At 73.8% G+C, this 23,371-nt stretch carries 20 protein-coding genes; 14 read left to right on the top strand and 6 right to left on the bottom strand.

All coding sequences use genetic code 11. The features are described from left to right. The first annotated feature begins 10 nt into the window (after positions 1 to 10). A complete protein-coding gene (locus ABZS42_RS30065) occupies positions 11 to 601 on the top strand; it encodes a precorrin-8X methylmutase (protein WP_355151024.1) in 591 nt (196 codons plus the stop codon). Continuing rightward, the gene (gene cobA / locus ABZS42_RS30060; protein WP_355151022.1) at positions 598 to 2,259 is read left to right on the top strand and encodes a uroporphyrinogen-III C-methyltransferase; all 1,662 of its coding nucleotides are present in this window, start codon (positions 598 to 600) and stop codon (positions 2,257 to 2,259) included. Before ABZS42_RS30065 ends, cobA begins: the two co-directional genes overlap by 4 nt. Before the next feature lie 72 nt (positions 2,260 to 2,331). Here the strand turns inward: cobA and crcB are convergent, their stop codons facing one another. From crcB to ABZS42_RS30040, 4 genes are all read right to left on the bottom strand, one after another. Beyond that, on the bottom strand, positions 2,332 to 2,694 hold the full coding sequence (gene crcB, locus ABZS42_RS30055; RefSeq protein ID WP_355151020.1) for a fluoride efflux transporter CrcB: 363 nt from the start codon (positions 2,692 to 2,694) through the stop codon (positions 2,332 to 2,334). Further along, positions 2,691 to 3,164 carry a CrcB family protein gene (locus tag ABZS42_RS30050; protein ID WP_355151018.1) on the bottom strand — a complete coding sequence of 158 codons (474 nt, stop codon included), beginning with the start codon at positions 3,162 to 3,164 and terminating at the stop codon, positions 2,691 to 2,693. The genes crcB and ABZS42_RS30050 overlap by 4 nt, the downstream gene beginning before the upstream one ends. A 194-nt stretch (positions 3,165 to 3,358) precedes the next feature. Next, positions 3,359 to 4,117 carry a class I SAM-dependent methyltransferase gene (locus ABZS42_RS30045; protein ID WP_355151016.1) on the bottom strand — a complete coding sequence of 253 codons (759 nt, stop codon included), beginning with the start codon at positions 4,115 to 4,117 and terminating at the stop codon, positions 3,359 to 3,361. Positions 4,118 to 4,289: 172 nt separating this feature from the next. Beyond that, entirely contained in the window at positions 4,290 to 5,516 is a 1,227-nt protein-coding gene (locus ABZS42_RS30040; RefSeq protein ID WP_355151014.1) for an MFS transporter, read from the bottom strand. 140 nt (positions 5,517 to 5,656) lie between these two features. Here ABZS42_RS30040 and ABZS42_RS30035 point away from each other — a divergent pair, with 140 nt between their 5' ends. From ABZS42_RS30035 to ABZS42_RS30015, 5 genes are all read left to right on the top strand, one after another. Further along, a complete protein-coding gene (locus tag ABZS42_RS30035; RefSeq protein WP_355151012.1) occupies positions 5,657 to 6,106 on the top strand; it encodes a MarR family transcriptional regulator in 450 nt (149 codons plus the stop codon). 94 nt (positions 6,107 to 6,200) lie between these two features. Continuing rightward, the gene (locus ABZS42_RS30030) at positions 6,201 to 7,166 is read left to right on the top strand and encodes a zinc-binding dehydrogenase (RefSeq protein WP_355151010.1); all 966 of its coding nucleotides are present in this window, start codon (positions 6,201 to 6,203) and stop codon (positions 7,164 to 7,166) included. A 212-nt stretch (positions 7,167 to 7,378) separates the two neighbouring features. After that, positions 7,379 to 8,686 (top strand): phenylacetate--CoA ligase PaaK, encoded by a 1,308-nt coding sequence (gene paaK / locus ABZS42_RS30025; RefSeq protein ID WP_355151008.1) that lies wholly within the window; start codon positions 7,379 to 7,381, stop codon positions 8,684 to 8,686. A 31-nt stretch (positions 8,687 to 8,717) separates the two neighbouring features. After that, positions 8,718 to 9,128 (top strand): hydroxyphenylacetyl-CoA thioesterase PaaI, encoded by a 411-nt coding sequence (gene paaI, locus ABZS42_RS30020; RefSeq protein ID WP_355151042.1) that lies wholly within the window; start codon positions 8,718 to 8,720, stop codon positions 9,126 to 9,128. A 104-nt stretch (positions 9,129 to 9,232) separates the two neighbouring features. Continuing rightward, complete coding sequence (locus tag ABZS42_RS30015) at positions 9,233 to 9,850, top strand: dienelactone hydrolase family protein (protein WP_355151006.1); 618 nt, start codon at positions 9,233 to 9,235, stop codon at positions 9,848 to 9,850. Positions 9,851 to 9,973: 123 nt separating this feature from the next. Here ABZS42_RS30015 and ABZS42_RS30010 read toward each other — a convergent pair whose 3' ends face one another. Then, positions 9,974 to 12,118: an adenylate/guanylate cyclase domain-containing protein gene (locus ABZS42_RS30010; protein WP_355151004.1), complete on the bottom strand. Its 2,145-nt coding sequence runs from the start codon at positions 12,116 to 12,118 to the stop codon at positions 9,974 to 9,976. Positions 12,119 to 12,309: 191 nt separating this feature from the next. On the opposite strand from ABZS42_RS30010, the gene ABZS42_RS30005 reads away from it, so the two are divergent. From ABZS42_RS30005 to ABZS42_RS29980, 6 genes are all read left to right on the top strand, one after another. After that, a complete protein-coding gene (locus tag ABZS42_RS30005) occupies positions 12,310 to 15,210 on the top strand; it encodes an AAA family ATPase (protein ID WP_355151002.1) in 2,901 nt (966 codons plus the stop codon). Between the two features lie 117 nt (positions 15,211 to 15,327). Further along, positions 15,328 to 16,098, top strand: coding sequence for a DUF5995 family protein (locus tag ABZS42_RS30000; RefSeq protein ID WP_355151000.1), 771 nt, complete (start codon positions 15,328 to 15,330; stop codon positions 16,096 to 16,098). A gap of 136 nt (positions 16,099 to 16,234) precedes the next feature. Beyond that, complete coding sequence (locus ABZS42_RS29995) at positions 16,235 to 16,987, top strand: phosphotransferase (protein WP_355150998.1); 753 nt, start codon at positions 16,235 to 16,237, stop codon at positions 16,985 to 16,987. Positions 16,988 to 17,129: 142 nt separating this feature from the next. Next, entirely contained in the window at positions 17,130 to 17,543 is a 414-nt protein-coding gene (locus ABZS42_RS29990; RefSeq protein WP_355150996.1) for a hypothetical protein, read from the top strand. An 82-nt stretch (positions 17,544 to 17,625) separates the two neighbouring features. After that, positions 17,626 to 19,716, top strand: a complete 2,091-nt coding sequence (locus ABZS42_RS29985) for an amino acid transporter (protein ID WP_355150994.1) — start codon at positions 17,626 to 17,628, stop codon at positions 19,714 to 19,716. Between the two features lie 313 nt (positions 19,717 to 20,029). After that, entirely contained in the window at positions 20,030 to 21,751 is a 1,722-nt protein-coding gene (locus ABZS42_RS29980; protein ID WP_355150992.1) for a hypothetical protein, read from the top strand. A 194-nt stretch (positions 21,752 to 21,945) separates the two neighbouring features. Here ABZS42_RS29980 and ABZS42_RS29975 read toward each other — a convergent pair whose 3' ends face one another. After that, a complete protein-coding gene (locus ABZS42_RS29975) occupies positions 21,946 to 22,152 on the bottom strand; it encodes a hypothetical protein (RefSeq protein WP_355150990.1) in 207 nt (68 codons plus the stop codon). Between the two features lie 256 nt (positions 22,153 to 22,408). Between ABZS42_RS29975 and ABZS42_RS29970 the strand changes: the two genes are divergently transcribed. After that, positions 22,409 to 23,236, top strand: a complete 828-nt coding sequence (locus ABZS42_RS29970; RefSeq protein ID WP_355150988.1) for a hypothetical protein — start codon at positions 22,409 to 22,411, stop codon at positions 23,234 to 23,236. The last annotated feature ends 135 nt before the right edge of the window (positions 23,237 to 23,371 follow it).

Below are 23,371 nucleotides of genomic sequence, written 5' to 3'. Positions count from 1 at the left end.
GACAGGACCGGTGAGTCGCGTCGTGCACCCGATCGAGCAACTGTCGTACCAGATCCTGCGGGAGCGGGTGGATCTCAGCCAGCTGCCGCCGTTGAGCCGCGCGGTGACCGAGCGGGTGGTGCACGCCAGCGCGGACCTCGACTACGTCACCGATCTGGTCTGCGACGAGGCGGCGCTGGCCGCCGGGCTCGCCGCCCTGCGCGGCGGCGCGCCGCTGGTGACCGACGTGGCGATGGTCGCCGCCGGCATCACCGGCCGGGCCGCGGTCTGCCCGGTCGCCGAGCCGGCGGTCGCCGAACTGGCCCGCTCGGCCGGGATCACCCGGTCGGCGGCGGCGGTCCGTGTCGCGTACGACCGGGTCGGCCGGGGCGCCGTGTGGGCGGTCGGTTGTGCCCCCACCGCGCTGACCGAGCTCATCGACCTGGACGCCGGGCCGGCGCTGGTCGTCGGCCTTCCGGTCGGCTTCGTCGGCGCCGCCGAGGCCAAGGCGGCGCTGCGGGTCAGCGGCCTGCCGGCCGTGTCCAACCGCAGCGAGAAGGGCGGCTCGGCGGTCGCCGCCGCCGCCGTCAACGCGCTGCTCTACACCTCGGAGCAGCCATGACGGCACTGGTCATCGTCGGGCACGGCACCCGCAGCACGGCCGGGGTCGACCAGTTCACCGCGCTCGTCGAGCGGGTCCGGCGGCGGGCCCCCGGGATCGAGGTCGAGGGTGGCTTCATCGAGCTGTCTCGTCCGCCACTCACCGACGCGGTCGGCGCGCTGGTCCGGCGGGGGCACCGGAAGCTGGTCGCGCTGCCCCTGGTGCTCACCGCCGCCGGACACGGCAAGGGCGACATCCCCGCTGCGATGGCCCGCGAGCAGGACCGCCACCCCGGTCTGGCCTACTCCTACGGCCGCCCGCTCGGCCCGCACCCGGCGCTGCACGAGGTGCTGGAGCAGCGCGTCGACGAGGCCCTCGCCAGCGCTGATCGGGCCGGCACCTGGGTCGCGCTCATCGGCCGGGGCTCCACCGATCCGGACGCCAACGCCGAGGTGGCGAAGGTTGCCCGGCTGCTCTGGGAGGGGCGTGGCTACGTCGGGGTCGAGCCGGGCTTCATCTCCCTCGCCGAGCCGTCGGTGCCGGCGGTGCTGGACCGCGTGCGCCGGCTCGGCGCCCGGCGGATCGTGGTGGCGCCGTACTTCCTGTTCGCCGGTGCGCTGCCCGACCGGATCGTGGCCCAGTCGGCCACGTACGCCGCCGCGCATCCGGACCTGGATGTGCGGGTGGCCGACCTGATCGGCGACTGCGACCCGCTCGCCGACCTGGTGCTGGAGCGGTACGCCGAGGCGCTGCGCGGTGACATCCGGATGAACTGTGACACCTGCGCGTACCGGGTGCTGATGCCCGGCTTCGCCGACAAGGTGGGCCGGCCGCAGACCCCGCACGACCATCCTGACGACCCTGTCGGCGGCCACCACCATCACCACGGCCCGCACGACCACGCCCAGCACGTGCACGCGCACCACGACCACGACCACGGCGCCGGTCGCGGCGGGGTCGCCCTGGTCGGCGGCGGTCCCGGGCCGGACGATCTGATCATCGTACGGGGGCGGGCGCTGCTGGACGCGGCGGACGTGGTGGTCGTCGACCGCCTCGCCCCGCGCGGGCTGCTCGCCGGGCTGCGCCCCGACGTGCTGGTCGTCGACGCAGCCAAGGTGCCCCGCGGACCGGGGATGGAGCAGGACGACATCAACGCCACGCTGGTCAAGCACGCCCGTGCCGGGCGTCGGGTGGTCCGGCTCAAGGGCGGCGACCCGTACGTCTTCGGTCGCGGCCACGAGGAGGTCCAGGCCTGTGTGTCGGCCGGGGTGCCGGTCACGGTGGTACCCGGGGTGAGCAGTGCCCTTGCCGGTCCGGCGCTGGCCGGGGTGCCGGTGACCCACCGGGGGGTCGCGCACGAGTTCACCGTGGTCTCCGGGCACCTGCCGCCCGGGCACCCGCTGTCGCTGGTCGACTGGACCGCGCTGGCCCGCGCGCGGGGCACCCTGGTGCTGCTCATGGCGGTGGAGACGATCGGCAAGATCGCGGCCACCCTGATCGAGCACGGCCGGACGCCGGACACCCCGGTGCTGGCGGTGCAGGACGCCGGTCACGCCGACCAGCGGACCGTGCCCGGGCGCCTCGACGAGATCGGTGCCGTCGCCGCCCGGGCCGGTCTCCGTCCGCCGGCCCTCTTCGTCGTCGGGCCGGTGGCCGCCCTGCGCGAACCCGCGCCCTGACCTCGGCGATCATGAGGTTGACGGCGGGCTCGGAAATCGGACACGCCGCCGACCTCATGATCGACGAGGGGGTCAGCCGGCGAGGGTGTGGGCGAGTGCGTAGCCGAGGGTGGCCGCGGCCAGGCCGGCGGCGACGCTGCCCAGCGTGTTGGCCAGGGCCCGCAGCCGCCCGCCGGACCGGGCCAACTGCAACGTCTCGTAGCTCAGGGTGGACCAGGTGGTGAGCGCCCCGCAGAAGCCGGTGCCGACCAGCGCACTGACCGCGGGTGTGACCGGCAGCCCCACCACGACGCCGAGCATCAGCGAGCCCACCACGTTGACCGTCAGCGTGCCCCACGGGAAGGCCGAGCCGAACCGGGCCTGCACGGCCCGGTCGGTGAGGTAACGCAGCGGGGCGCCGAGGGCCGCGCCGAGCGCCACGAGCAGCGCGCTCACCGGCCGCTCCGCCGGAGCAGCAGCCCGGCGAGCGTGTCGCCGGTCCGGACGGCGAGCAGCGCGCCCACGACGGTGCCCACCAAGTTCGCGAGGGCGACGCCCGGTGCGCCCGCGACCAGCGCCTGCTGCACGTCGACCACGTACGTGGAGAAGGTGGTGTAACCGCCGAGCACGCCGACGCCGAGGAACGGCCGGGCCAGCGGCGGCCCGCCGCCGGCCGCCCGTAGCACCGCCATCAGCACGCCGATGAGCAGGCAGCCGGTGAGGTTGATGCAGAAGGTCGCCCAGGCGAATGTGCCGGGACCGTGCGGAAAGGCCGTCTGGAGGCCGGCGCGGGACAACGCACCGAGCACCCCGCCGACGGCGACCGCGCCGACCACCGCCGCCGGGTGCCGGGCCAGCTCCCGCCGGTCGCGGGGTACCCGCAGGTCGACGTCGGGGTCGACCCGCCGACCCGGCCGCTCCGTCACCCGTCACCTCTTCCGTCGCCGCCCGGACACGTCCGCCTGCCTGCGCGTCGGCGCAGCCCGCCGGTGATGCCACGGTGGGGGTGCCGGAGGTGTTCGCCGCGCGAGACGCGATGACCCGGCCCCGTCTCACGACGCCGCCCGCCGGGCCTGCAAGATCACCGAGCTTCAGGATACGCCCGGGCGGGTGCGCGGGGTCAGCGGAGGGCGACGACGGCGGCGTCCGCGCCACCGCGCCAGAGGGTGCCCACCTCGGTGTAGCCGGCGTCGGTGAGCGCCGCCAGGTGCCACGAGACGGGCGGCGTCCACTCAGAGCTGTGACCGGCGGGGTAGATGGCGTGCCGGCGTTCGACCAACGGGGCGAGGACCGGGTCCGCGCCCGCCCGCTCCCACCACTGGGACCAGGAGAGGGCCGCACCCGCGGCGTACCGCGCGGCGCGGCGCGCGTGCGCCCGGGCGGCGAGCCGTTTGGTGAGCTCCGGCAGGGTGTCGTCGGGCATGTGGTCGGCGTTGACGAATATCCCGTCCGGCCGGAGCACTTCGCGGATCTCGGCGTAGAGCCGGGTTAGCCGGTCGGCCGGCAGCCAGTGCAGGGCGGTGGCGGTGAGCACCGCGTCGTACGCCCGGTGGGGGAGGGCGGACACCCAGTCGGCGTGACCCAGATCGGCGGTGACCACGGTGGCCCGCCCGGCCAGCGAGGCCTCGGCGATGGCCAGCAGCGCGGGGTCGAGGTCGAGCACGGTGACCTCGGCGTCGGGAAAGCGGGCCAGCGTCCGCAGCGAGATGGTGCCGGTGCCGCCGGCGAGGTCGAGTACGCGTGGGGGTACGCCGTCGGTGACGGCGTCGACCGCGTCGAGCATCGCGGTGAACCGGTGCTCGCGGTCCGGCAGGTACGCCTCCTGCTGCCGGTCCCAGCTCTCCTGCCAGGCCGGGGCGTCACTGATGTAAGGGCTCATGCCCCATGAGGCTAGTTACGTCGCGCGGCCGCTGTCCAGACCTTGTTGCCAATACTTTGCAACAGAGGATGATGTGGGAGCGATGATCACCCGTCGGGTCGTTCCGTCCTGACCCGGCGGGGCGTGCCGGCCGGCGGCGGGGTTTCGGCTCGCCTCGGCGCCGGCCGAGCCGTCACGCCGCGCAGACCGGTTCCCGCAGCTCCTCCGTGGTCGACCGTTCCGGCCGCCGGGCGGCCAGTCGCAGCGAGAAGAGCAGCACCGCCAGGCCGGCCAGGGTGAGCGCGGCACCCGCCCAGATCGGCGAGGTATAGCCGAGCCCGGCGGCGATGGTCAGTCCGCCGACCCAGGCGCCGAGCGCGTTGCCGACGTTGAAGGCGGCGATGTTCGCCCCGGAGGCCAGCGTCGGCGCCTGCTGCGCGTACCGCATGATCCGCATCTGCAGTGGCGGAACGGTCGCGAAGCCGAAACCGCCCATCAGCAGCAGAGCGACGACGGTCAGCGCCTTGCTGTCGGCCGTCAGGGCGAACGCGGCCAGCACCACGGTGAGCGCGGTGAGGACGACGACCAGGGTCCGCGACAGCGAGACGTCCGCCGCCCGGCCGGCGAGCAGGTTGCCGGCGAACAGGCCCAGCCCGAAGAGCACCAGCAGCCACGGGACCGAGCTGGACGCGAAGCCGCTCACGTCGGTGAGGGTGTAGGCGATGTAGGTGAAAGCGCCGAACATTCCGCCGAAGCCCAAAACGGTGATCACCAACGAGAGCCAGACCTGCGGGTGGGTGAAGGCGCGCAACTCGCCGCGGAGCCCGCCGGTCGGGACGTCGGCCGACCCGGCCGCCCGCCCCGGGACGAGCAGGACCAGGCCGATCAACGCGACGACACCGATGGCGGTGATCGCCCAGAACGTCGAGCGCCAGCCCAGGTGCTGACCGAGCAGGGTGCCGAACGGTACGCCGAGCACGTTGGCGATGGTGAGCCCGGCGAACATCATCGCGATGGCGCCGGCCCGGCGGGCGGGGGCGACGAGCCCGGCGGCGACCACCGCGCCGATGCCGAAGAAGGCGCCGTGGCAGAGTGCGGCGACGACCCGGCCGACCATCATCATCGAGTAGCTGCCGGCCACGGCCGAGAGCAGGTTGCCCACGATGAACAGCACCATCAGGCCGAGCAGCACCTGCTTGCGGGGCAGCCGGGTGACGGCGGCGGTCAGGGCGACCCCGCCGATGGCGACGCTCAACGCGTAACCGGAGATCAGCCAGCCGGCGACCGGCTCGGTAACGGCGAAGTCCGCGGCCACCTCGGGCAGCAAGCCCATGATCACGAACTCGGTGAGCCCGATGCCGAAGGCGCCGATGGCCAGCGCGATCAGGCCGGCGGGCAGGGACTGGGAACGTGCGGACATGAGCCCTTCCGGTCAGGCGAGGAGGGAAAGATGGCAAGCGTGTGCAACTACACGCGTAGACAACGAGATAGTTGCACACGCGCTATACCGGCGCAAGCGTGCTAGCCTTCCGGTGGCCCGCACCACCGAAGGGAAGCGGCATGGGCATCGGCGACGACGCGGTCGAGATCCGCGCGCAGGGTTGGCGCGTTCTCGCCGCTCTGCACGGACACATCGAGACCGCCCTGGAACGGGCGTTGCAGACCGACCACGAGCTCTCGGTGGTCGAGTACACCGTGCTCGACGCCCTCTCCCGGCAGGACGGCTGGCACATGCGGATGCGCCAGCTGGCACGTGCCGCCGCGCTCTCCGGCAGCGCCACCACCCGGCTGGTCACCCGCCTGGAGGAACGCGGCCTGCTGACCCGCTGGCTCTGCCCGGACGACCGGCGCGGCATCTACACCGAGCTCACCCCGGCCGGCTCCGAGCTGCTCGCCGAGGCCCGGCCGACCCACGACCGGGTACTCGCGAGCGCACTGGCCGAGGCCGAGCAGATCCCGGAACTCGCCCCCCTGGTCGACGCCCTGCACCGCCTGCCGGCGCCCCGCTGACCCGTCGTGTGCGATCCGGCGAACGTGACCACTTGACCTCAACCCCACTTCACCGTCCAGGCTGGTCGTAACGACGAGCGTGGGGGAGGGCCGCATGCGGGTGATCGAGGTGGCTGCGTTCGGCGGGCCGGAGGTGTTGACGGTGACCGAGGCGCCGGAGCCGGCACCCCGGCCCGGTGAGGTGCTGGTCGAGGTGTCCGTCGCCGACGTGCTCTGGGTGGAGACGGCCATCCGTCGCGGCGCGGGCGGCGACCACTTCCCGGTCGTACCGCCGTACCGGCCGGGCGTGGGAGTGGCCGGGATCGTGGGCGCGGTGGGCGAGGGCGTCGACCCCGCCTGGATCGGCCGGCGCGTCGTCACCCGCACCGACGAACGCGGCGGCTACCTGGAACGGGCCGTGGTGCCCGTCGACGGTGTACTGCCGGTTCCGGACGAGGTCTCCCTGCCCGACGCCGCCGCGTTGCTGCACGACGGCGTGACCGCGATGGGACTGCTCGACCTGGTGCCGGTACGCGCCGACGACCGGGTGCTGATCACGGCCGCCGCCGGTGGGCTCGGCGCCCTGCTGGTGCAACAGGCACGTGCGGCCGGCGGCTACGTCGTCGCTGCCGCCCGGGGCGCGGCCAAGCGCGCGGCCGCGTACCGACTCGGAGCGGACCTCGCGGTGGACTACGCCGAGCCGGGCTGGACCGGCCTCGTCCGGGCCGCGACCGGCGGCCTGGACGTAGTCCTCGACGGCGCCGGCGGCGGATATGGGCGGGCCGCGTTCGACCTGCTGCGTCCCGGCGGTCGGTTCTCCGCGCACGGCACCCCGGCCGGCGCGTTCGCGGTGCCCGACGCCGACATCGCCCGCGGCCGCAGCATCAACGTCCTGAGCATCGCGGACGTGCAGTTCGACCCCGAGCGTCGACGCCGGTACCTGCGAGCCGCGCTGGACGCCGCCGCGGCGGGCCGGCTCCGGCCACTGATCGGCCAGACGTTCCCGCTGCACCAGGCAGCGGGCGCGCACCGGGCGATCGAGGACCGGTCGGCTGTCGGCAAGACCCTGCTGACCGTGTGACGGGACCGGCACCCCCGGGCAGGACGAGGTGCCCGGGGAACCCGAGGGCCGGGCACCCGACGGTCGCGGACGGCCGGAGTCGGCGTACGGTTTCCGCCATCGGCGGACGCGGAATCCATCCGGGCGCCGGCGCGAACGCCCGGGAGGGCCGGTGCCGGCGTGGACGGTGACGCGGACGCCGGTCGCGCCACCGTCGTCGCGCAGGAGGAACGATGCAGGACCGCACCCCTCGCCCCCAGGACCTGGAGCCGATCGAACGCGCCGGTGTGGACGAACTGCGGGCGTTGCAGCTCGAACGGCTGCGCTGGTCGCTGCGGCACGCGTACGACAACGTGCCGCACTACCGGCGGGCCTTCGAGGCCGCCGATGTGCACCCCGACGACTGCCGCGACCTGGCCGATCTGGCCCGGTTCCCGTTCACCGGCAAGGCCGAGCTGCGGGAGAACTACCCGTTCGGCATGTTCGCCGTGCCCCGCGAGCGGATCGCCCGGCTGCACGCCTCGTCCGGCACGACCGGCCGGCCGACCGTGGTCGGCTACACCCGCGACGACCTGAAGACCTGGGCCCGGCTCATGGCGCGGTCGATCCGCGCCTCCGGCGGCCGTCCGGGCGACCGGGTGCACGTCGCCTACGGCTACGGCCTGTTCACCGGCGGCCTGGGCGCGCACTACGGGGCCGAGGAGCTGGGCTGCACCGTCATCCCGGTCTCCGGCGGGATGACCGAGCGCCAGGTGATGCTGATCCGCGACTTCCAGCCGGAGATCATCATGGTCACGCCCAGCTACATGCTGGCCATCCTCGACGAGATGCGCCGGCAGGGGATCGACCCACGCGCCACCTCGTTGCAGGTCGGCATCTTCGGCGCGGAGCCGTGGACCGAGGACATGCGCCGGGAGATGGAGCAGCTGCTCGACCTGCACGCCGTGGACATCTACGGGCTCTCCGAGGTGATGGGCCCCGGCGTGGCCAACGAGTGCGTCGAGACCAAGGACGGGCTGCACCTGTGGGAGGACCACTTCTACCCGGAGATCATCGACCCGGTGACCGGCGAGGTGCTGTCCGACGGCGAGCGGGGCGAGCTCGTGCTCACCTCGTTGACCAAGGAGGCGATGCCGGTCGTCCGGTACCGCACCCGTGACCTGACCCGGCTGCTGCCGGGCACCGCCCGGCCGATGCGCCGGATCGAGAAGATCACCGGACGCACCGACGACATGATGATCGTGCGTGGGGTGAACATCTTCCCGACCCAGGTCGAGGAGTTGATCCTGCGTACGCCCGAGCTGTCCCCGCACTTCCAGTGCGTACTCGCCCGGCAGGGGCGGATGGACACGCTGACCGTGAAGGTGGAGCGCCGGTCCGGGGTGGCCGGCGACGCCGCCGAGCGGGCCGGCGTAGCCCTGGCGGACCTGGTGAAGAACACCATCGGGGTGAGCGTGGCGGTCGAGGTGATCGCACCGGACGGGGTGGAGCGTTCCATGGGGAAGATGCGGCGCATCATCGACCAGCGGCGGGCGGGCTGACGTGGGAAACGAGCGCAACGCCGCGTACGACATGTTCGACGCCGATCCGGCCTCCCGTGGGCTCGGCGTCGAGCTGGTCGAGGCGGCCGACGGGGCGGCGGTGGCCCGGATGCGGGTGACCGAGGCGATGATCAACGGGCACGCCATCGCCCACGGCGGTTTCGTCTTCCTGCTGGCGGACACCGCCTTCGCGTTGGCCTGCAACAGCTGGGGTCCGGCGACCGTGGCGGCCGGTGGGGAGATCACCTTCGTCCGGCCGGCACGCGTGGGCGACCTGCTGACCGCGTACGCCACCGAGCGCACCCGCTACGGCCGCAGCGGCATCTACGACGTCACCGTCACCCGGGACGACGGCGCGGTGATCGCCGAGTTCCGGGGGCGCAGCCGCACGCTCGTCGACCAACCGTCGCCCGCCGCCGACGGCGCGACACCCGGCCGCTGACCCGCCGGCCGCGGGGCGTTGCCGACAGCGATCCTGCGCGGCCCGGTCCCGTGGTCCGGCGCGGGCTGCCCGGTGCGGCCCTCCGGGCGCGGCAGGATGACCCGATGGGACATGTCGTGCTCTTCCACTCCGTCCACGGACTGCGCCCGGCGGTCCTGGCGGCCGCCGAGCGGCTGCGTGCCGCCGGACAACAGGTGTCCACACCCGACCTCTACGGCGTCCCGGCCGCGGACGACGTCGAGGAGGGCTTCGCCCTGCTGGCGGAGATCGGCCACGACGTCGTGCTCGGCCGAGCCGCCGAGGCCGTCGCACAGCTGCCGCCGGACACGGTGCTGGCCGGCTTCTCGATGGGCGCCGGGGTGGCCGGGGCCCTGCTCGCGGAGCGTCCGGCCACGGCCGGGCTGCTGCTCCTGCACGGCACCGGCGGCTCGCCGGCGGCGGTCCGGCCGGGCCTGCCGGTGCAGCTGCACCTCGCCGAACCGGACAGGTACGAGCCGCCCGAGGAGGTCGACGAGTGGCGTGCGGCGATGACCGCCGCCGGGGCGCAGCTCGAGATGTTCCGCTACCCGGGCGTCGGGCACCTCTTCACCGATCCGGACGTGCCCGACCACGACACGGCCGCCGCCGAGGCCACCTGGGACCGGGTTCTGGCCTTCCTCGCCGGCCACCGATCCTCGCAGCCAGCACCCGGTCCGGCCGGCCTTCCCTCGGCGCCGGCCTGAGCCGACCTTCCGTCCGCGCCGGCCTTCCGTCCGCGCCGGCCTTCCGTCCGCGCCGGCCTGAATCCGCCCGGAGCGGTGTTCGGTCGACCGAACACCGCCTCAGCGGCACCGGCCGCCGGCTGCTCACGCGGCGGCGGTCCCGGCCGTGACGGGTGGGGAGTCGCCGGACGGGGCGGCCGGGTCGGGATGGACGTGCGACGCCTCCACCGCCGGGTCCGCCCGATCCGGCCAGCGGCCCGGCCGGACCTCTCGAGACGTGGGTGTCGGCGGGTGCCAGGCGGGCAGGTCGGCGCTGCCCGGACGCTCGACCGGGGACCGACGATCGCCGGCGGGCCGCTCTGGATGATCTTGCGTGCGGAAGTCCCGTCGTCGGGCCGTGCCGTCCGATCGCGGTGCCGACGCCGGGTTGACCGGGAACGCCGCCGTCGACGGTTGGCCGTCCCGGCCGGGGCGTGCGGACTGCGCCTCGGACCGGGCGGCGGCCCGGCGCGGTGCCGACCCGGCGTCCCGGACGACCTGAACCGGCACCTCCGATCCCACCCGTTCGGCGGCGCGCGACGCGAAGGCGGCCCGGAGCCGGCGGGGCAACCGCCCGGCGGCCACCCGGCGCAGCACCGGCGTGGCCAGTGCGTACCGGCCCCCGGTGAGGGCGATCAGGAGATCGGCGGCCAGCAGCGCGGCCAGCGTGGCCCGGGCCTGCTTGGGCGTCCAGCCGAGCAGCCGTTCCACGGCGTCGGCGGTGAACCCGTCGGGCAGGGTGGCCCCGGCCATCAGCGCCGCCCGCCGCGTTCCGTCCAGCCGGTCGACCTCGGCCCCGATCGCGCGAACCAGCGCCTCCGGCAACGGCGGTGCCGCCGGGTCCGCGCCGTCGGCGAGCGAGCGGACGTACGCGGCCGCGTGCCCGGGTGTGTCACCGACCAGCGGGAGCAGCCGGCCCGCCCGGCTCACCGGCTGGCCGGAGCGGACCAGCAGCTGCCGGAGCAGCCGGCCGGTCTGCACCGGGGCGAGTGGGCGCAGCGGTACGCGGCAGCGCCGGCCCGCCGCCACGGGCAGCCCTTCGGACCGGTGGGTGCCGTGCAGCGTCACCACGGCCAGTGGCAGCGCCCGGGCGGCGGCCGCGGTGAACAGGGCGTGCAGGAACCGGTCGACCGCCGGGGCGGCCCGGTCCAGGTCGTCGATCCCGACCACGAGCGGTCCCCGGGCGGCCAGGCGCAGCAGCACCTCGTGGAACCACGCCGCGGCCGTGCCGGCGGTGGCGTCCGGCGCGGCGAGCAGCCGTTCCAGCGCGGGCACCGCCGTCGCCAGCCGGCTGGGTGGAAGCAACCCGGTCAGTGCGCCGGTCAATCGCGCGCGGACCGCCGACGGCGGGTCCGCCGGGTCCAACGCGACCAGGCCGCGCAGCAGATTGGCCACCGGGGCCAGCGACTCGTGCGGATGCGGCGGGCAGGACGCCACGCACCAACGCACCGGCGCCCCGTCGACCACGTCGACCGCCCGGGTCAGCTCGTACAGCAGCCGGCTGCGGCCGCTGCCGGACGGGCCGGTCACCGACACCCACTGCGGGCTGCCCTCGCGTATCGCGCGGATGATGCGCTCCCCGGCGGTGGTCAGTTCCCGCCGCCGGCCGACGAGCGGTCCGTCGTGCCGCGCGGCGGGCTGCCCGGTCGGCGCCACCACCTGCCAGATTCCCAGGGCGGGCGTCCGGCCGGGCACCGTGACCGGGGTGAGCTGCCGTTGCCTCACCAACCCGGCGGTGGCCCGCTGGGTGGCTGGGCAGCAGACGACCGCGCCCGGTGGCGCGTACGCCTGCAACCGCGCGGCGGTGGTGATGACCGCGCCGCTGGCCACGCCGTGCCCTCCGTCGCGGACGGCGGGCAGTTCCACCACTGCTTCGCCCGTGGCCACCCCGACCCGTACCTGCAGCACGACGTCGCCGGTCAGTGGTTGCCGGTCCAGCGCCCGCTGGATGTCCAGTCCGGCCCGGACGGCCCGGTACGCGTCGAACCCGTCCGACTCGCGGGCGCCGAACAACGCCATGACCGCGTCGCCGACGTACTTCTCCACCATCCCGTTCCAGCGACGCAACACCCTCGACACGGTGTCGAAGTACGCCCGCTGCATCGCCCGTACGTCCTCCGGGTCCAGCCGGTCCACCAGCGCGGTCGACCCGACGATGTCGACGAACAGCACGGTCACCGTCCGTCTCTCCTCCGGCACCGGCCAGCGCGGCGACGGGACCGGCGACGCGGCGGCGGCGAACGTCGACATGGCCTTCCACCTGCCCTTCCCCGGTTGGCGGCGCGCGACCTCAGGAGACTCGCACTCCCCGGCCGACGGGGCATCGGTAGGACGACGTATGTCGACCGCCGCAACCTTCGGTCGCATTGTCGACGCGAGGAGTACCACATGGGGCAAACGGCCGTAGAACGGTGCGGGGGCCTGTGACTAGGCTGCGTGCCATGGCCAGCGATGTGGACACTGCACCGCTCATCGGCCGGGCCGACCTGCTGAAGTCGGTCCGGTCGGCCCTGCTCGACGACGTGGCGCAGGGGCACACCGCGGCCGCCTTCCTCACCGGCGAGAGCGGTGTGGGCAAGACGCGGCTGCTGCGCGAGGTCGGTGCGCAGCTGCGCGACGCCGGCGCCCTGGTGCTCACCGGGTCATGCCTGGACATCGGCGACGCCTCACCGCTGCACCCGCTGTTGCAGGCGCTGCGCCGCTTCGACGCCGAACTGTCCACCTCGCACACCCGCACCTCCATGGCGGTCCGGGCGCTGCTGCAGATGTTCGCCGAGGAGACCGCCGGTCCCGACGGCGCGGGCGCGCTGCTGGAGCGGGTTTCCCGCGGGCTGCACCTGATCGCGGAGGGCCGGCCGCTGGTGCTGGTGCTGGACGACCTCCAGTGGGTCGACCGGAGCACCCGGCAGCTCCTGCTCTACCTGCTCGCCGGTCTCGGTGACCTCCAGCTGTCGGTGCTCGCGGCCATCCGGGCCGAGTCGTTGCAGGGCGCGCACCCGCTGCGCCGGGTCCTCACCGAGCTGCGCCGGCTGCGCTCGGTCCGGGTGCTGGACCTCGCCCCGCTCGACCGGGGCGCCACCGAGCAGCTCGCCGCCGCGGTGGTCGGTCGCCCGCTCGGCGCCGAGTCGGCCGATCAGGTGTGGCAGCGCAGCGGTGGCAACCCGTTCGTCATCGAGGAGCTGGCCCGGGACCTGCGCGACGGGCGCGACGGTCTCTCCGACACCTTGCGGGAGATCTTCCTGGCCCGCGTCGACGCGCTGCCCCAGCCCGCGCACGCCGTGGTCCACGCCGTCGCCGCCGGCGTGGAGCCGGTGCAGCACTGGCTGCTGGCGCAGGTGGTACGGCTGCCCGAACAGGAACTGATCGAGGCCGTCCGGGCGACCGTCGCGCATCGGCTGCTCGTCAGCGCGGACGACGGCTACCGGCTACGGCACCGGCTGGTGGCCGAGGTGCTGGAGGACGAGCTGCTGCCGGCGGAGCGTTCCGCGCTGCACCGCCGCTACGCCGAGGCGCTGACCTCGGCGGAGGCCGAACTGCACCAGGCCCGGCTGGCGCACCACTGGCGGTTGGCCGGCGAGCCCGCCCGCGCGCTGCCGGCGGCGGTCGCCGCCGCCCGCGAGGCGGAACGTCTGCACGGCTACGCGGAGGCGCACCGGCACTGGTCGGCCGCCCTGCAACTGGCCGACGCCCCGGCCGTCGGCGTGCGTACGGTGGGCCGGGCCGACCTGCTGGGGCACGCCGCCGAGGCGGCCCACCACTGTGGCGAGCACGCCCGGGCGCTGACCCTGCTGGAGGAACTGGCCGGCGCGGGCACCATGTCCAGCTGCGCGCTGCACATCCGCCGGGCCCGCTACCTCGCCGCGGCCGGACGGTCCGCGCCGGCCGAGGCCGAGTACCGGCGGGCGTTGGAAGCCCACGACTGCACGCCCCGGGAACGCGCCACCGCGGCCGCCCACCTGGCCGAGTTGCTGCTGCACCTGGGCCGGTACGCCGACGCGGGGCGGCGGGCCCGGGAGGCGCTGGAGCTGACCGCGGTGGTGGACGGCGCCACCTCCGAGGTGGTGCTCGCGAGCGCCGCGCTGGGCTTCAGCGAGGCGTACCTGGAGGACCCGGACGCCGGCCTCGCGGTGGTGCGGCGGGCGCTGGAGATCGCCGAGCAAACGGGCCGCCCGGACGACGTGGCCTGCGCGTACCTGCACCTGGCCGAGTTGCTCACCGGCCCGCTGAACATCCTCGAGGAGGGGGTGGTGGTGGCCCGCCGCGGTGCCGAGCGGGTCGCCGAGCTGGGCCTCGGCCGCACCTACGAGACCCGGCTGCTGGCCATCGCCACCAACGGGCTGTTCCGGGTGGGGCAGTGGGCGGAGGCGGAGAAGGTCGTCGCGGCGGCGCTGCGGCACCGCCCGTCCGGCGCCGACGCCGTCGAGCTGCTGCTGGCTCGGTGCCGGCTCTCGGTCGGCTACGGCGACATCGAGGCCGCCGACCGGGATCTCGACGCCGTGGCCACGGTGCTCGCCGGCGGCGGCGCCCGGCACGTGATCCCGCTGCTGACCCTGCGGGCCGGGCTCGCCATGTGGCAGGGGCGGCACGATCTCGCCCGGCAGGCGGTGCAGCGCGGGTTGACCGAGAGCCGCTCCGACGACGTGGCGATCCTCGCCGCGCTGGTCTGGCACGGGCTGCGCGCCGAGGCCGAGGCGCACGCAGGCCGCACCGTCCCGGTGGACCGGACGGCGGTACGGCGGCTGCGCGACGTGGCCGACCGGGTCGCCCGTAAGAGTGAGAAGGCCGCCCGGCCGGTGCGTGACGTGGTCGACGGGTTCCTGGCGCTCTGTGACGCGGAGGTGAGCCGGCTCGACGGCAACGACCCGGAGCTGTGGGCCCGGTCGGTGGCCGAATGGGACCGGCGAAACCACCCTTACCCGGCGGCGTACTCGCGGCTGCGGCAGGCGGAGGCGCTGCTGGCCCGGCGCAGCCGGGTGGCGACCGCCGGCAAGCTGCTGCGCGAGGCGTACCGGACGGCCCAGGGCCTCGGCGCGGTGCCGATGACCTCGGAGATCAGGACGCTGGCGACCCGTGCCCGGGTGACCCTGGACGAGCGGGAGCCGGCCGCGGGACGGGACGGGGCGACGGACGCGGCGGGCGGCGACGAGTTGGCGACGCTCACCGCCCGCGAGCGCGAGGTGCTCGCCGCGGTGGCCGAGGGACTCACGAACAAGGAGATCGGCCAGCGGCTGTTCATCAGCGAGCGGACCATCGGGGTGCACGTGTCGCACATCTTCGACAAGCTCCAGGTCCGCACCCGGGTCCAGGCCAGCGCGATCTACCTACGTAACGGGCGCGGCTGACCCGCCCGGCGCTGACCGCGCCTTATACGTCGTTCTACTGATCCGGCGGACAGCGCCGGCTGAAAGGCTGTGCCCCGTCGCGATCGGCGCGCGGGGATGCACCACTGTGGAGGAGAGATGTCGGAACCGGTCTGGGGGCCCGTGCACCGGGACATCGTCGACCTGCTCGCCGATCACCCGGCCGACGTGCCGGCGGTGGTCGACCACCTCACGAAACTCCAGGACCTGCTGGTCCGGATGCCTCCGCTGCTGGACAGCTGCCCGCTGGCCGACTTCAACAAGCTCTACCTGACCATCACCACCACCGTGCTCGACGGGCTCTACGACGACCGGTTCGTGGATCCGGTCTTCCTGTCCCGGCTCGACGTGGAGTTCGCGGCCCGCTACTTCGACGCGATGCGGCTCTGGACCGACTCCAGCGCGGGCACGCCGAAGGCGTGGGCCTGCCTCTTCGCGCGGATGCACGGGCCGGACGCCCGTCCGTTGCCCTCGGCGGCCGCCGGGGTGAACGCCCACATCAACTTCGACCTGCCGTTCGCCCTGGTCACGACGTTCGACCACCTCGAGTCCGAGCCGGTGGACGGCAGCGACCAGCACCGCGACTACCTCGAGATCAACAACATCTTCGCGGAGAAGATCCCCCAGCTGCGCCGGGGCTACCTGGAGCGGTGGCAGCTGCTCATCGACATGCTCAACGGCGACATCGACGACTGGTACCAGGGGGAGCTGGTCGAGTACACCCGCGACGTCGCCTGGCGCAACGCGCAGAAGATCTGGCAGTGCCGGCACGACCCGGCCGCCCATGAGTGTGAGCGCAGCCGGCTGGATTCGACGGCCGCGGCGCTCGGTCGGCTGCTGCTCTCGCCCCTGGGGGCGTTCCTGCAGTAGCCGGGACGGGGGGTCCCCGCGTTCCGTCCGGGGGGCGGAACGCGGGGGCGTGTCATCGAGAGGGGCGCGGGGGAAGCGCCGCCGGTTCGGGGGGACCGGCGGCGCCCTGCCGCCGCCCGGTCGGCAGGATGCTCCCGTGACCACCCACGAGCAGCCGCTGACCGGAAACGTCACCCGAGGGCTGGTACGCGTCGGCGACACCGTCCGCCGCCCCGCCGGTCCGTGGACCGATGCGGTGGACGCGCTGCTGCGGCATCTGCACGACGTCGGCTTCACCGGTGCGCCGCGCCCGCTCGGCCGCGACGAACAGGGCAGGCAGGTGCTGGAGTACGTCCCGGGCGAGTGCGGCCCGGTGGACGGCACGTACCCGCTCGGGGAACTCGCCGGTGTCGGCGCGCTCCTGGGCGATCTGCACCGGGCCACCGCGACCTTCGTGCCGCCGCCCGGCGCGCGATGGCAGCCCGCCATCGCGCCGGACCGCGAGGAACTGGTCTGCCACCACGACGCCGCGCCGTGGAACCTGGTCCGCTCCCAGCGGGGGTGGGTGCTGATCGACTGGGACGGTGCCGGCCCGGGCTCCCGCCTCTGGGAGCTGGCGTACGCGGCGCAGAGCATGGCCGGCATGCGGGCCGACCGGCCGGCGAGCGAGTCGGCCCGCCGGCTACGCACGCTGGCCGACGGGTACGGACTGCCGGAGGCCGAACGACCCGACCTGACGGCGATGCTGCCGCGGCGGGCCGCGGCGATGGTCGAGTTGCTCCGGCGAGGCGCCCGCGACGGGCGTCAGCCGTGGGCCCGGATCTGGACCGAGGACGGGGCGTACTGGCAGGAGACCACGCGGTACCTGGCGGCTCATGGGCCGCTCTGGGAACGGGCACTGCTGGCCTGAGCATGCCCGGCCTCCGGCGTTCGGGGTGTCGGTCGCCCGGCACCGGGTACGCCCGCACCATGAACCTGCCGATCCGGCGCCGGCCGACCGCCAGGCCCCGCCCCGCGCGCCCCGGGCCGCCGCGTCCAGGTGGCCCCACCCCGTGTCCCAACGGCGGTACGCGATGAGCCGCCGCTTCCCGTTCCGTTTCGATCCGGCGTTCCGCCCGGTGCTGGCGCTGTTCGGCGTCCGGCCCGGGACCGCGTGGGCGGAGGTGGACGACGACGGGCGGCTGGTCGTCCGCTTCGGGCCCTGGCGGTTGACCACGGCTCGGGAGAACGTGACCGGGGTGGAGCGCGGCGGGCCGTACCGCTGGTGGCGGGTGATCGGCGCGCACCTGTCGCTGGCCGACGCGGGCGCCACCTTCGGCAGCAGCACGGCGGCGGGGCTCTGCGTCCGCTTCCGTACCCCCGTCCCGGCGCTGGCCCCCGGGCGGTGGCTGCGTCACCCGGCGGTGACGATCACCGTCGCCGACCCGGACGCCCTGGCCGGCCTGCTGGACGGCGCGAGCCGCTGAGCCGCTTCCCCGTTTCCGCCGGGTGAGGGCCGGCGTAGCCCCTACGGTCGGGTCAGGAGCGGCGAGTTGCGGGACGGGGCACATGGCTGAGGAGCACGGGGGGAGACCGCGACGGGCGCACGGACGCCGACAGTCGACCGGGCCCGGGCCGGAGTTGCGGGCCGCTCGCGATCCGAACCGCCCGGAGCCCAGTGGCCGCCGGGTGACCGTTCCGGAGCGGGTGGCCAGCCCGTCGCGCCCCGCAGCGCCGCCCGGCCGTCTGCACCGGTGGCTGTTCCGGCACCGGGTGCAGCCGGTCGGTCCGGAGGCGGTGGAGGGGCAGAGCCGCACGCATCCCTGGTGGCAGGTGATGTGCCTGACCGGCGTCGACTATTTCTCCACGTTGTCCTACCTGCCGGCCATCGCGGCGGTCGCGGCGGGCGCGCTCTCGCCGCTCGCGACGCTGCTGATCGTCGCGCTGACCCTGTTCGGGATGCTGCCGATGTATCGGCGGGTGGCTCGGGAGAGTCCGCACGGGCAGGGCTCGGTGGCGATGCTCGAGCGGTTGCTGCCCTTCTGGCGCGGCAAGATCTTCGTGCTGGTCCTGCTCGGCTTCGTGGCGACCTCGTGGATCATCACGATCACGTTGTCCGCGGCCGACGCGACCGTGCACCTGCTGGAGAACCCGTACCTGCCGGAGGGGCTCCAGGGCAGAGGGGTGGCCGTCACGGTCACCGCGGTGCTGCTGCTCGTCCTCGGTGGGGTGTTCCTGCTCGGGTTTCGGGAGGCGGTGGCGGTGGCCATCCCGCTGGTCGTCGTCTTCCTGGTGCTCAACGCGGTGATCGTGGCGGACTCGATGGCCCGGATCGTCGACGACCCGGGCGTTCTCGCGGACTGGGGCGACGCGCTGACCTCCGGCGTCGGCGGCCCGGGCGACATGGTGCTGACCACCGTGCTCGCCTTTCCCCTGCTGGTGCTGGGGCTCTCGGGCTTCGAGACCGGCGTGAGCATGATGCCGCTGGTGTCCGGCCGGGGAGCGGACCCGGAGGCCCGGCTGGCGGCGCGGATCCGAAACACGAAACGGCTGCTCACCGCCGCCGCGTCGATCATGTCGGTCTACCTGCTGCTGACCACGTTCGTCACCACGGTGCTCATCCCGCCGGAGGCGTTCCGGGCCGGCGGTCCGGCGAACGGCCGGGCGCTGGCCTTCCTCGCCCACGCCCAGCTGGGCGAGGTCTTCGGCACGGTGTACGACATCAGCAGTGTGCTCATCCTGTGGTTCGCGGGCGCCTCGGCGATGGCCGGTCTGATCAACATCGTGCCGCGCTATTTGCCGTCATACGGCATGGCACCGGAGTGGGCGCGGGCGGTGCGCCCGGTGGTCCTGGTCTACACGCTGGTCAGCGTCGCGATCACGCTCGCCTTCGAGGCCGACGTCGAAGCCCAGGCCGGCGCGTACGCCACCGGGATCCTGGCCATGATGGTCTCCGGCGCGACAGCGGTGACCATCGCCGTGCTCCGCCGGCGGCGGCGCGTCGCCGCCGCCGGCTTCACGGTGCTCACCCTGGTGCTGCTGTACGCGCTGAGCGACAACATCATCGAGCATCCGGACGGGATCGCCATCTCCAGCCTGTTCATCCTCGCCATCATCGTGGTGTCACTGATCTCCCGGGTGACGCGGACGACCGAGCTGCGGGCGGAGCGCATCGAGTTCGACGACGCGGCCCGCAGGTTCATCGCCCAGTCGGTGGCACACGACGGGCGGCTGCATCTGATCGCCAACAAGCGCAAGGCTGGCGCGCTGAAGGAGTACACCCTGAAGGAACGGGCCCAGCGGGCGATGAATCCGGTGCCCGGCGCCGCGGACGTGCTCTTCCTCGAGATCGACGTCATCGACCCCTCGGAGTTCAGCCACGTGCTGCGGGTGCACGGGGTGGAGGTCGGGGGGTTCCGGGTGCTGCGGGCCAGCAGCCCGGCGGCTCCGAACGCGATCGCCGCGATCCTGCTGGCGCTGCGGGACGTCACCGGCGTCCGGCCGCACGCCCACTTCGAGTGGTCGGAGGGGAGCCCCATCGGCCACCTGTTGCGCTACCTGATCCTTGGACGCGGCGACACTCCGCCGGTGGTCCGGGAGATCATTCGGCGTAGCGAGCCTGACCCGGCCCGACGTCCCGGTATCCACGTCGGCGGCTGAGCGGACCACTCGGGGTCACCGATGTGGCCCTCAGGGACCGACTAAAAGATGAATGACACAATTATTCACGTTCGGAGCCGGCTGTCCGTATTGCGTCCGTAATGTGGTTTTAGGTGATTGACGGCACGTCGCTCACCCCGCGCCCGGTTCGGCGCGGCTAGGTCAGGCAGCCAGGAAGGCAGAAGAGATGTCGACGTACGGAGGGAGCCGGCGGGCGGTACGACCCGGCCGGCGGCCCCGATGGTTAGTGACCGGAGGGCTGCTCGCGGGCAGCCTGGTCGTAGGTGCGGTGGGCGCCAGTGGCGTCGCCGCGATGGCCAGTGACCGAGAAACCCCCGTCCTCGACGCGGTTCCGGTCGCGGGCGTACTGCGCGGCGATGACACGGGTCGAAAGGCGGCGGACCCGGAGAAGCGGGAGCCGTCGAGTGATCGCACGGGCCGCCAGGACGGCCGGATTGACGACCGCCCCGGAACGGGAAGTCATCCGGTGGTGAAGGTGCCCTGCGACGCGGAGAAGCTCGTGGCGGCGCTCGTGCAGGCCAACGCGGAGGGTGGCGGGTCGCTGCGGCTCGCGCCGAAGTGCACGTACACGCTGACCCAGGCGTTCGCGCAGACCGACGACTACGACGGCGGAATCCAGGACGCGCGGGACACGGCCGACGCGGCCGAGAACGCGGGCGGTGCGACCGAGACCCCGGGTGCGGCGGCGCAGAGCCCGGCTGCCGTGGCGGAGAGTCCGGCCCCTGCGGCGGAGAGTCCGGCCCCTGCGGTCGAGAGTCCGAGTGGTGTGGTCGAGAGCCCGGGTGCCGCGGTCGAGAGTCCGAGTGGTGTGGTCGAGAGTCCGAGTGGTGTGGTCGAGAGTCCGAGTGGTGTGGTCGAGAGCCCGGGTGCCGCGGTCGAGAGTCCGAGTGGTGTGGTCGAGAGCCCGGGTGCCGCGGTCGAGAGCCCGGGTGCCGGTGCTCAGACTCCGGGCGACGTGGCCGAGACTCCCGGCGACGCGGAGGCTCCACCACCCAACCTGGCGGACGACAAGGCGGGCCTGCCGGTGATCTACCAACCGATCATCATCGACGGGGCCGGAGCGATCATCGAGCGTGACAAGCAGGCCGAGGAGTTCCGCTTCTTCACCGTCCGCGACGGTGGGGAGCTGTTCCTGCGCGATGTCGAGCTGCGCAACGGGCGCTCCAAGGTCGAGGGTGGCGCCATCCACATCGTGCACGGCGCGACCGCCGTCGTCGAGCGCGTCACCGTCACCAGCAACACGTCGCTGTCAAAGGACGGCGGCGGCGGTGGCATCTTCAACGACGGCAACCTCGTGGCCTCCGACATCCGGTTCGTCGGCAACAGCGCGGCCGGCGCCGAGGGCAAGGGCGGGGGTCTGCTCAACGGTGGTGTGCTGACGCTGCGTGACTCGGAGTTCCACCGCAACAGCGCCAACGCGTACGGCGGCGGCCTGGGCAACTTCCGTGGCGCGGCGGACGTCGAGGGCACGACGTTCGCCCAGAACAGCGCGACGCAGGGTGGCGGCATCGCCAGCTTCTCGGCCCGCACCAAGGTCCTCGACACCGAGGTGCTCGGCAACTCCGCCAAGATCGGTGGCGGCATCGCCAACTCCGACGCGGTGATCGTGCTGCGTGGGATGACGATCCGGGACAACACCTCCACCGTCAACGGCGGTGGCATCTCCACGACGCAGGGCCTGCTCCCGCTGGACGACAGCGTGGTGGCCGGCAACACGACCCACGGCCACGGCGGTGGCATCTACGCCGAGAAGTCCAACCTGCTCGTGCGTGGCAGCGACGTCGCCGACAACGAGGCGGCCGGTGCCACCTCGAAGGGCGGGGGAATCTACGGCACCGCCGGCCAGGTGTCCATCTACACCAGCAAGGTCGTCGGCAACAACGCGACCGGGCAGCCGGGCGGTCTCTTCATTGAGCGGGCGCAGGTCCGCGTCGACGACGAGAGCGTCATCACCGGCAATGAGCAGACCAACTGCGTGGGTAGCACCACACCGGTTACCAACTGCTTCCGTTGACGGCGATCGGCGTACGACAGGGCGCACTCGGACGCTCGCGACGGTCTCGACGACCGCCACGGGCGCACCGGGTGCGCCCGGCCGTGCGCAAGGGGGCGTCGCATGCGAGGCCGGCGCGCCCCGACCGAACGTGACGCCGGCACGTCTCCGCTCCACCGGCCGGGCGCCGGCGCGTACCGGCACGGCCGGCTGTCCTACTTGGACGGCACCGGCAGTTCGCAGTCGACCTTCGGGTTGGCGCCGATGTAGTTCAGTGGGCCGGCCACGATCGTGACCAGGATGGTGCCCGCCTCCGCGCAGTTGGTGTCCTCGCCGCTGTAGTAGCCGCGCTGGCCGGCGGCGATCGCGCCGATGATCAGCCAGATCACGACCAGGACTCCGAGTATCGACGTACCACGCATGGCGTGCCTCCCGAGGGGGTTGTGGTATGTGTGAGGTGCAGCGGTTGTACCCAGCCGCGCAGATCGGCTAACGGCACCGCCGATCGGCGGCACCTCCCGGGCCGTCCGGCTAGCGGTGGGTAGGCCGGTGGTACGAGGTCGCATCGACCGGTCGCACCGGTTCGGTCGTGGTCACTATCGGATCGAGGACCGATCTCCGCGCCACCCACCACGGCGCACGTAGAACTGGCCTCACGGCGCTCGCCGAGGAGGAGCCATGGACACCCGGACCCCGACCCGGTACATCGACCGCCCCGCCGACGTGGCGTTCGCGGCCCGCGCACTCGCCGACGGCGCGGTCGTCGCGGTGGCCTTCGCGAACTTCTACGCGCTCGTTGCCCGGCCGGAGTCGGAGAGCGTACGCCGGCTCAACCTGGCCAAGGGACGGCCGGCGGACCAGATCGGCAGCATCACGGTGGCCGCGTACCGGATACCGTCCATGTTCAACTGGTCGCGGATCTCACCCCGGTTGCCGGAGCGGCGGGTACGCGCGCTGATGGAGATCCTCTACGGTGCTGGCCCGTTCGGGTTCCGGGGCCCGGCCGTCGACCGGCTGCCGGACCATCTCACGCAGCACGACCGCGGGGTACGCACCACGCAGGTGATCGCGCCCGGGGCGCTCTGCCCGTCGAACGCCTTCATCGAACGGGCGGCGTCCGAGGCGGGAGTGGACCACCTCGTGATCACCTCGGCGAACCGTTCCCGCCACCTGACCGGCGTCGACGAGGAGCCCGCGCACTGGAAGGCCGACCGGCTCGCCGCCGACTTCGCCCACCTTCCCGACTTCGTCCTGCTCGCGCACCGCGACGAGGCGGCCGCCCGCGCCGCGTACGCCGCCTACCTGCCCACCTCGGTCACGCTGCTCTCGTTCCACCAGCCGGAGGGGGAGCGCGAGGAGCCCCCGGTGCTCATCGTGGACCGGCACGGTTCGCTGCACGTCGACACGGTTCGCCGGGCGGCGGCGCCGCTCGGGCTCCAGGTGCGCCTCGCCGCCGGCGCCGGGCAGCGCCTGCGCGTGCGGGCGTACGACGACGCGCTGGTGTGACCCGCGAACCTGGGTGAGCCGGCCGGTTGGCCGGTGTCGGCCGTGGCGGTCACCGTCGTCGAGGTGGCGGTGGCCGCCACGCCGCGCGGGAACCCCGGGCCCGTGCCGACGAGACGATCCGCTCGGCGGCACGGG

It is taken from the genome of Micromonospora sp. NPDC005367, from assembly GCF_040606825.1.
In the GTDB taxonomy this organism is placed as follows: Bacteria; Actinomycetota; Actinomycetes; order Mycobacteriales; family Micromonosporaceae; genus Micromonospora.
Note: the sequence above shows the minus strand (reverse complement) of the source record. Positions and strands in the feature narration are given on the sequence as shown.

Coding starts and splice junctions, on each gene's coding strand:
- ABZS42_RS30015 (WP_355151006.1), top strand. CDS start 9,233: ATGGGACATGTCGTGCTCTTCCACTCCGTCCACGGACTGCGCCCGGCG.
- ABZS42_RS29970 (WP_355150988.1), top strand. CDS start 22,409: ATGGACACCCGGACCCCGACCCGGTACATCGACCGCCCCGCCGACGTG.
- ABZS42_RS30035 (WP_355151012.1), top strand. CDS start 5,657: ATGGGCATCGGCGACGACGCGGTCGAGATCCGCGCGCAGGGTTGGCGC.
- ABZS42_RS29980 (WP_355150992.1), top strand. CDS start 20,030: ATGGCCAGTGACCGAGAAACCCCCGTCCTCGACGCGGTTCCGGTCGCG.
- paaK (WP_355151008.1), top strand. CDS start 7,379: ATGCAGGACCGCACCCCTCGCCCCCAGGACCTGGAGCCGATCGAACGC.
- cobA (WP_355151022.1), top strand. CDS start 598: ATGACGGCACTGGTCATCGTCGGGCACGGCACCCGCAGCACGGCCGGG.
- ABZS42_RS30010 (WP_355151004.1), bottom strand. CDS start 12,118: ATGTCGACGTTCGCCGCCGCCGCGTCGCCGGTCCCGTCGCCGCGCTGG.
- ABZS42_RS30005 (WP_355151002.1), top strand. CDS start 12,310: ATGGCCAGCGATGTGGACACTGCACCGCTCATCGGCCGGGCCGACCTG.
- paaI (WP_355151042.1), top strand. CDS start 8,718: ATGTTCGACGCCGATCCGGCCTCCCGTGGGCTCGGCGTCGAGCTGGTC.
- ABZS42_RS30040 (WP_355151014.1), bottom strand. CDS start 5,516: ATGTCCGCACGTTCCCAGTCCCTGCCCGCCGGCCTGATCGCGCTGGCC.
- ABZS42_RS29975 (WP_355150990.1), bottom strand. CDS start 22,152: ATGCGTGGTACGTCGATACTCGGAGTCCTGGTCGTGATCTGGCTGATC.
- ABZS42_RS29985 (WP_355150994.1), top strand. CDS start 17,626: ATGGCTGAGGAGCACGGGGGGAGACCGCGACGGGCGCACGGACGCCGA.
- ABZS42_RS30000 (WP_355151000.1), top strand. CDS start 15,328: ATGTCGGAACCGGTCTGGGGGCCCGTGCACCGGGACATCGTCGACCTG.
- ABZS42_RS30045 (WP_355151016.1), bottom strand. CDS start 4,117: ATGAGCCCTTACATCAGTGACGCCCCGGCCTGGCAGGAGAGCTGGGAC.
- ABZS42_RS30030 (WP_355151010.1), top strand. CDS start 6,201: ATGCGGGTGATCGAGGTGGCTGCGTTCGGCGGGCCGGAGGTGTTGACG.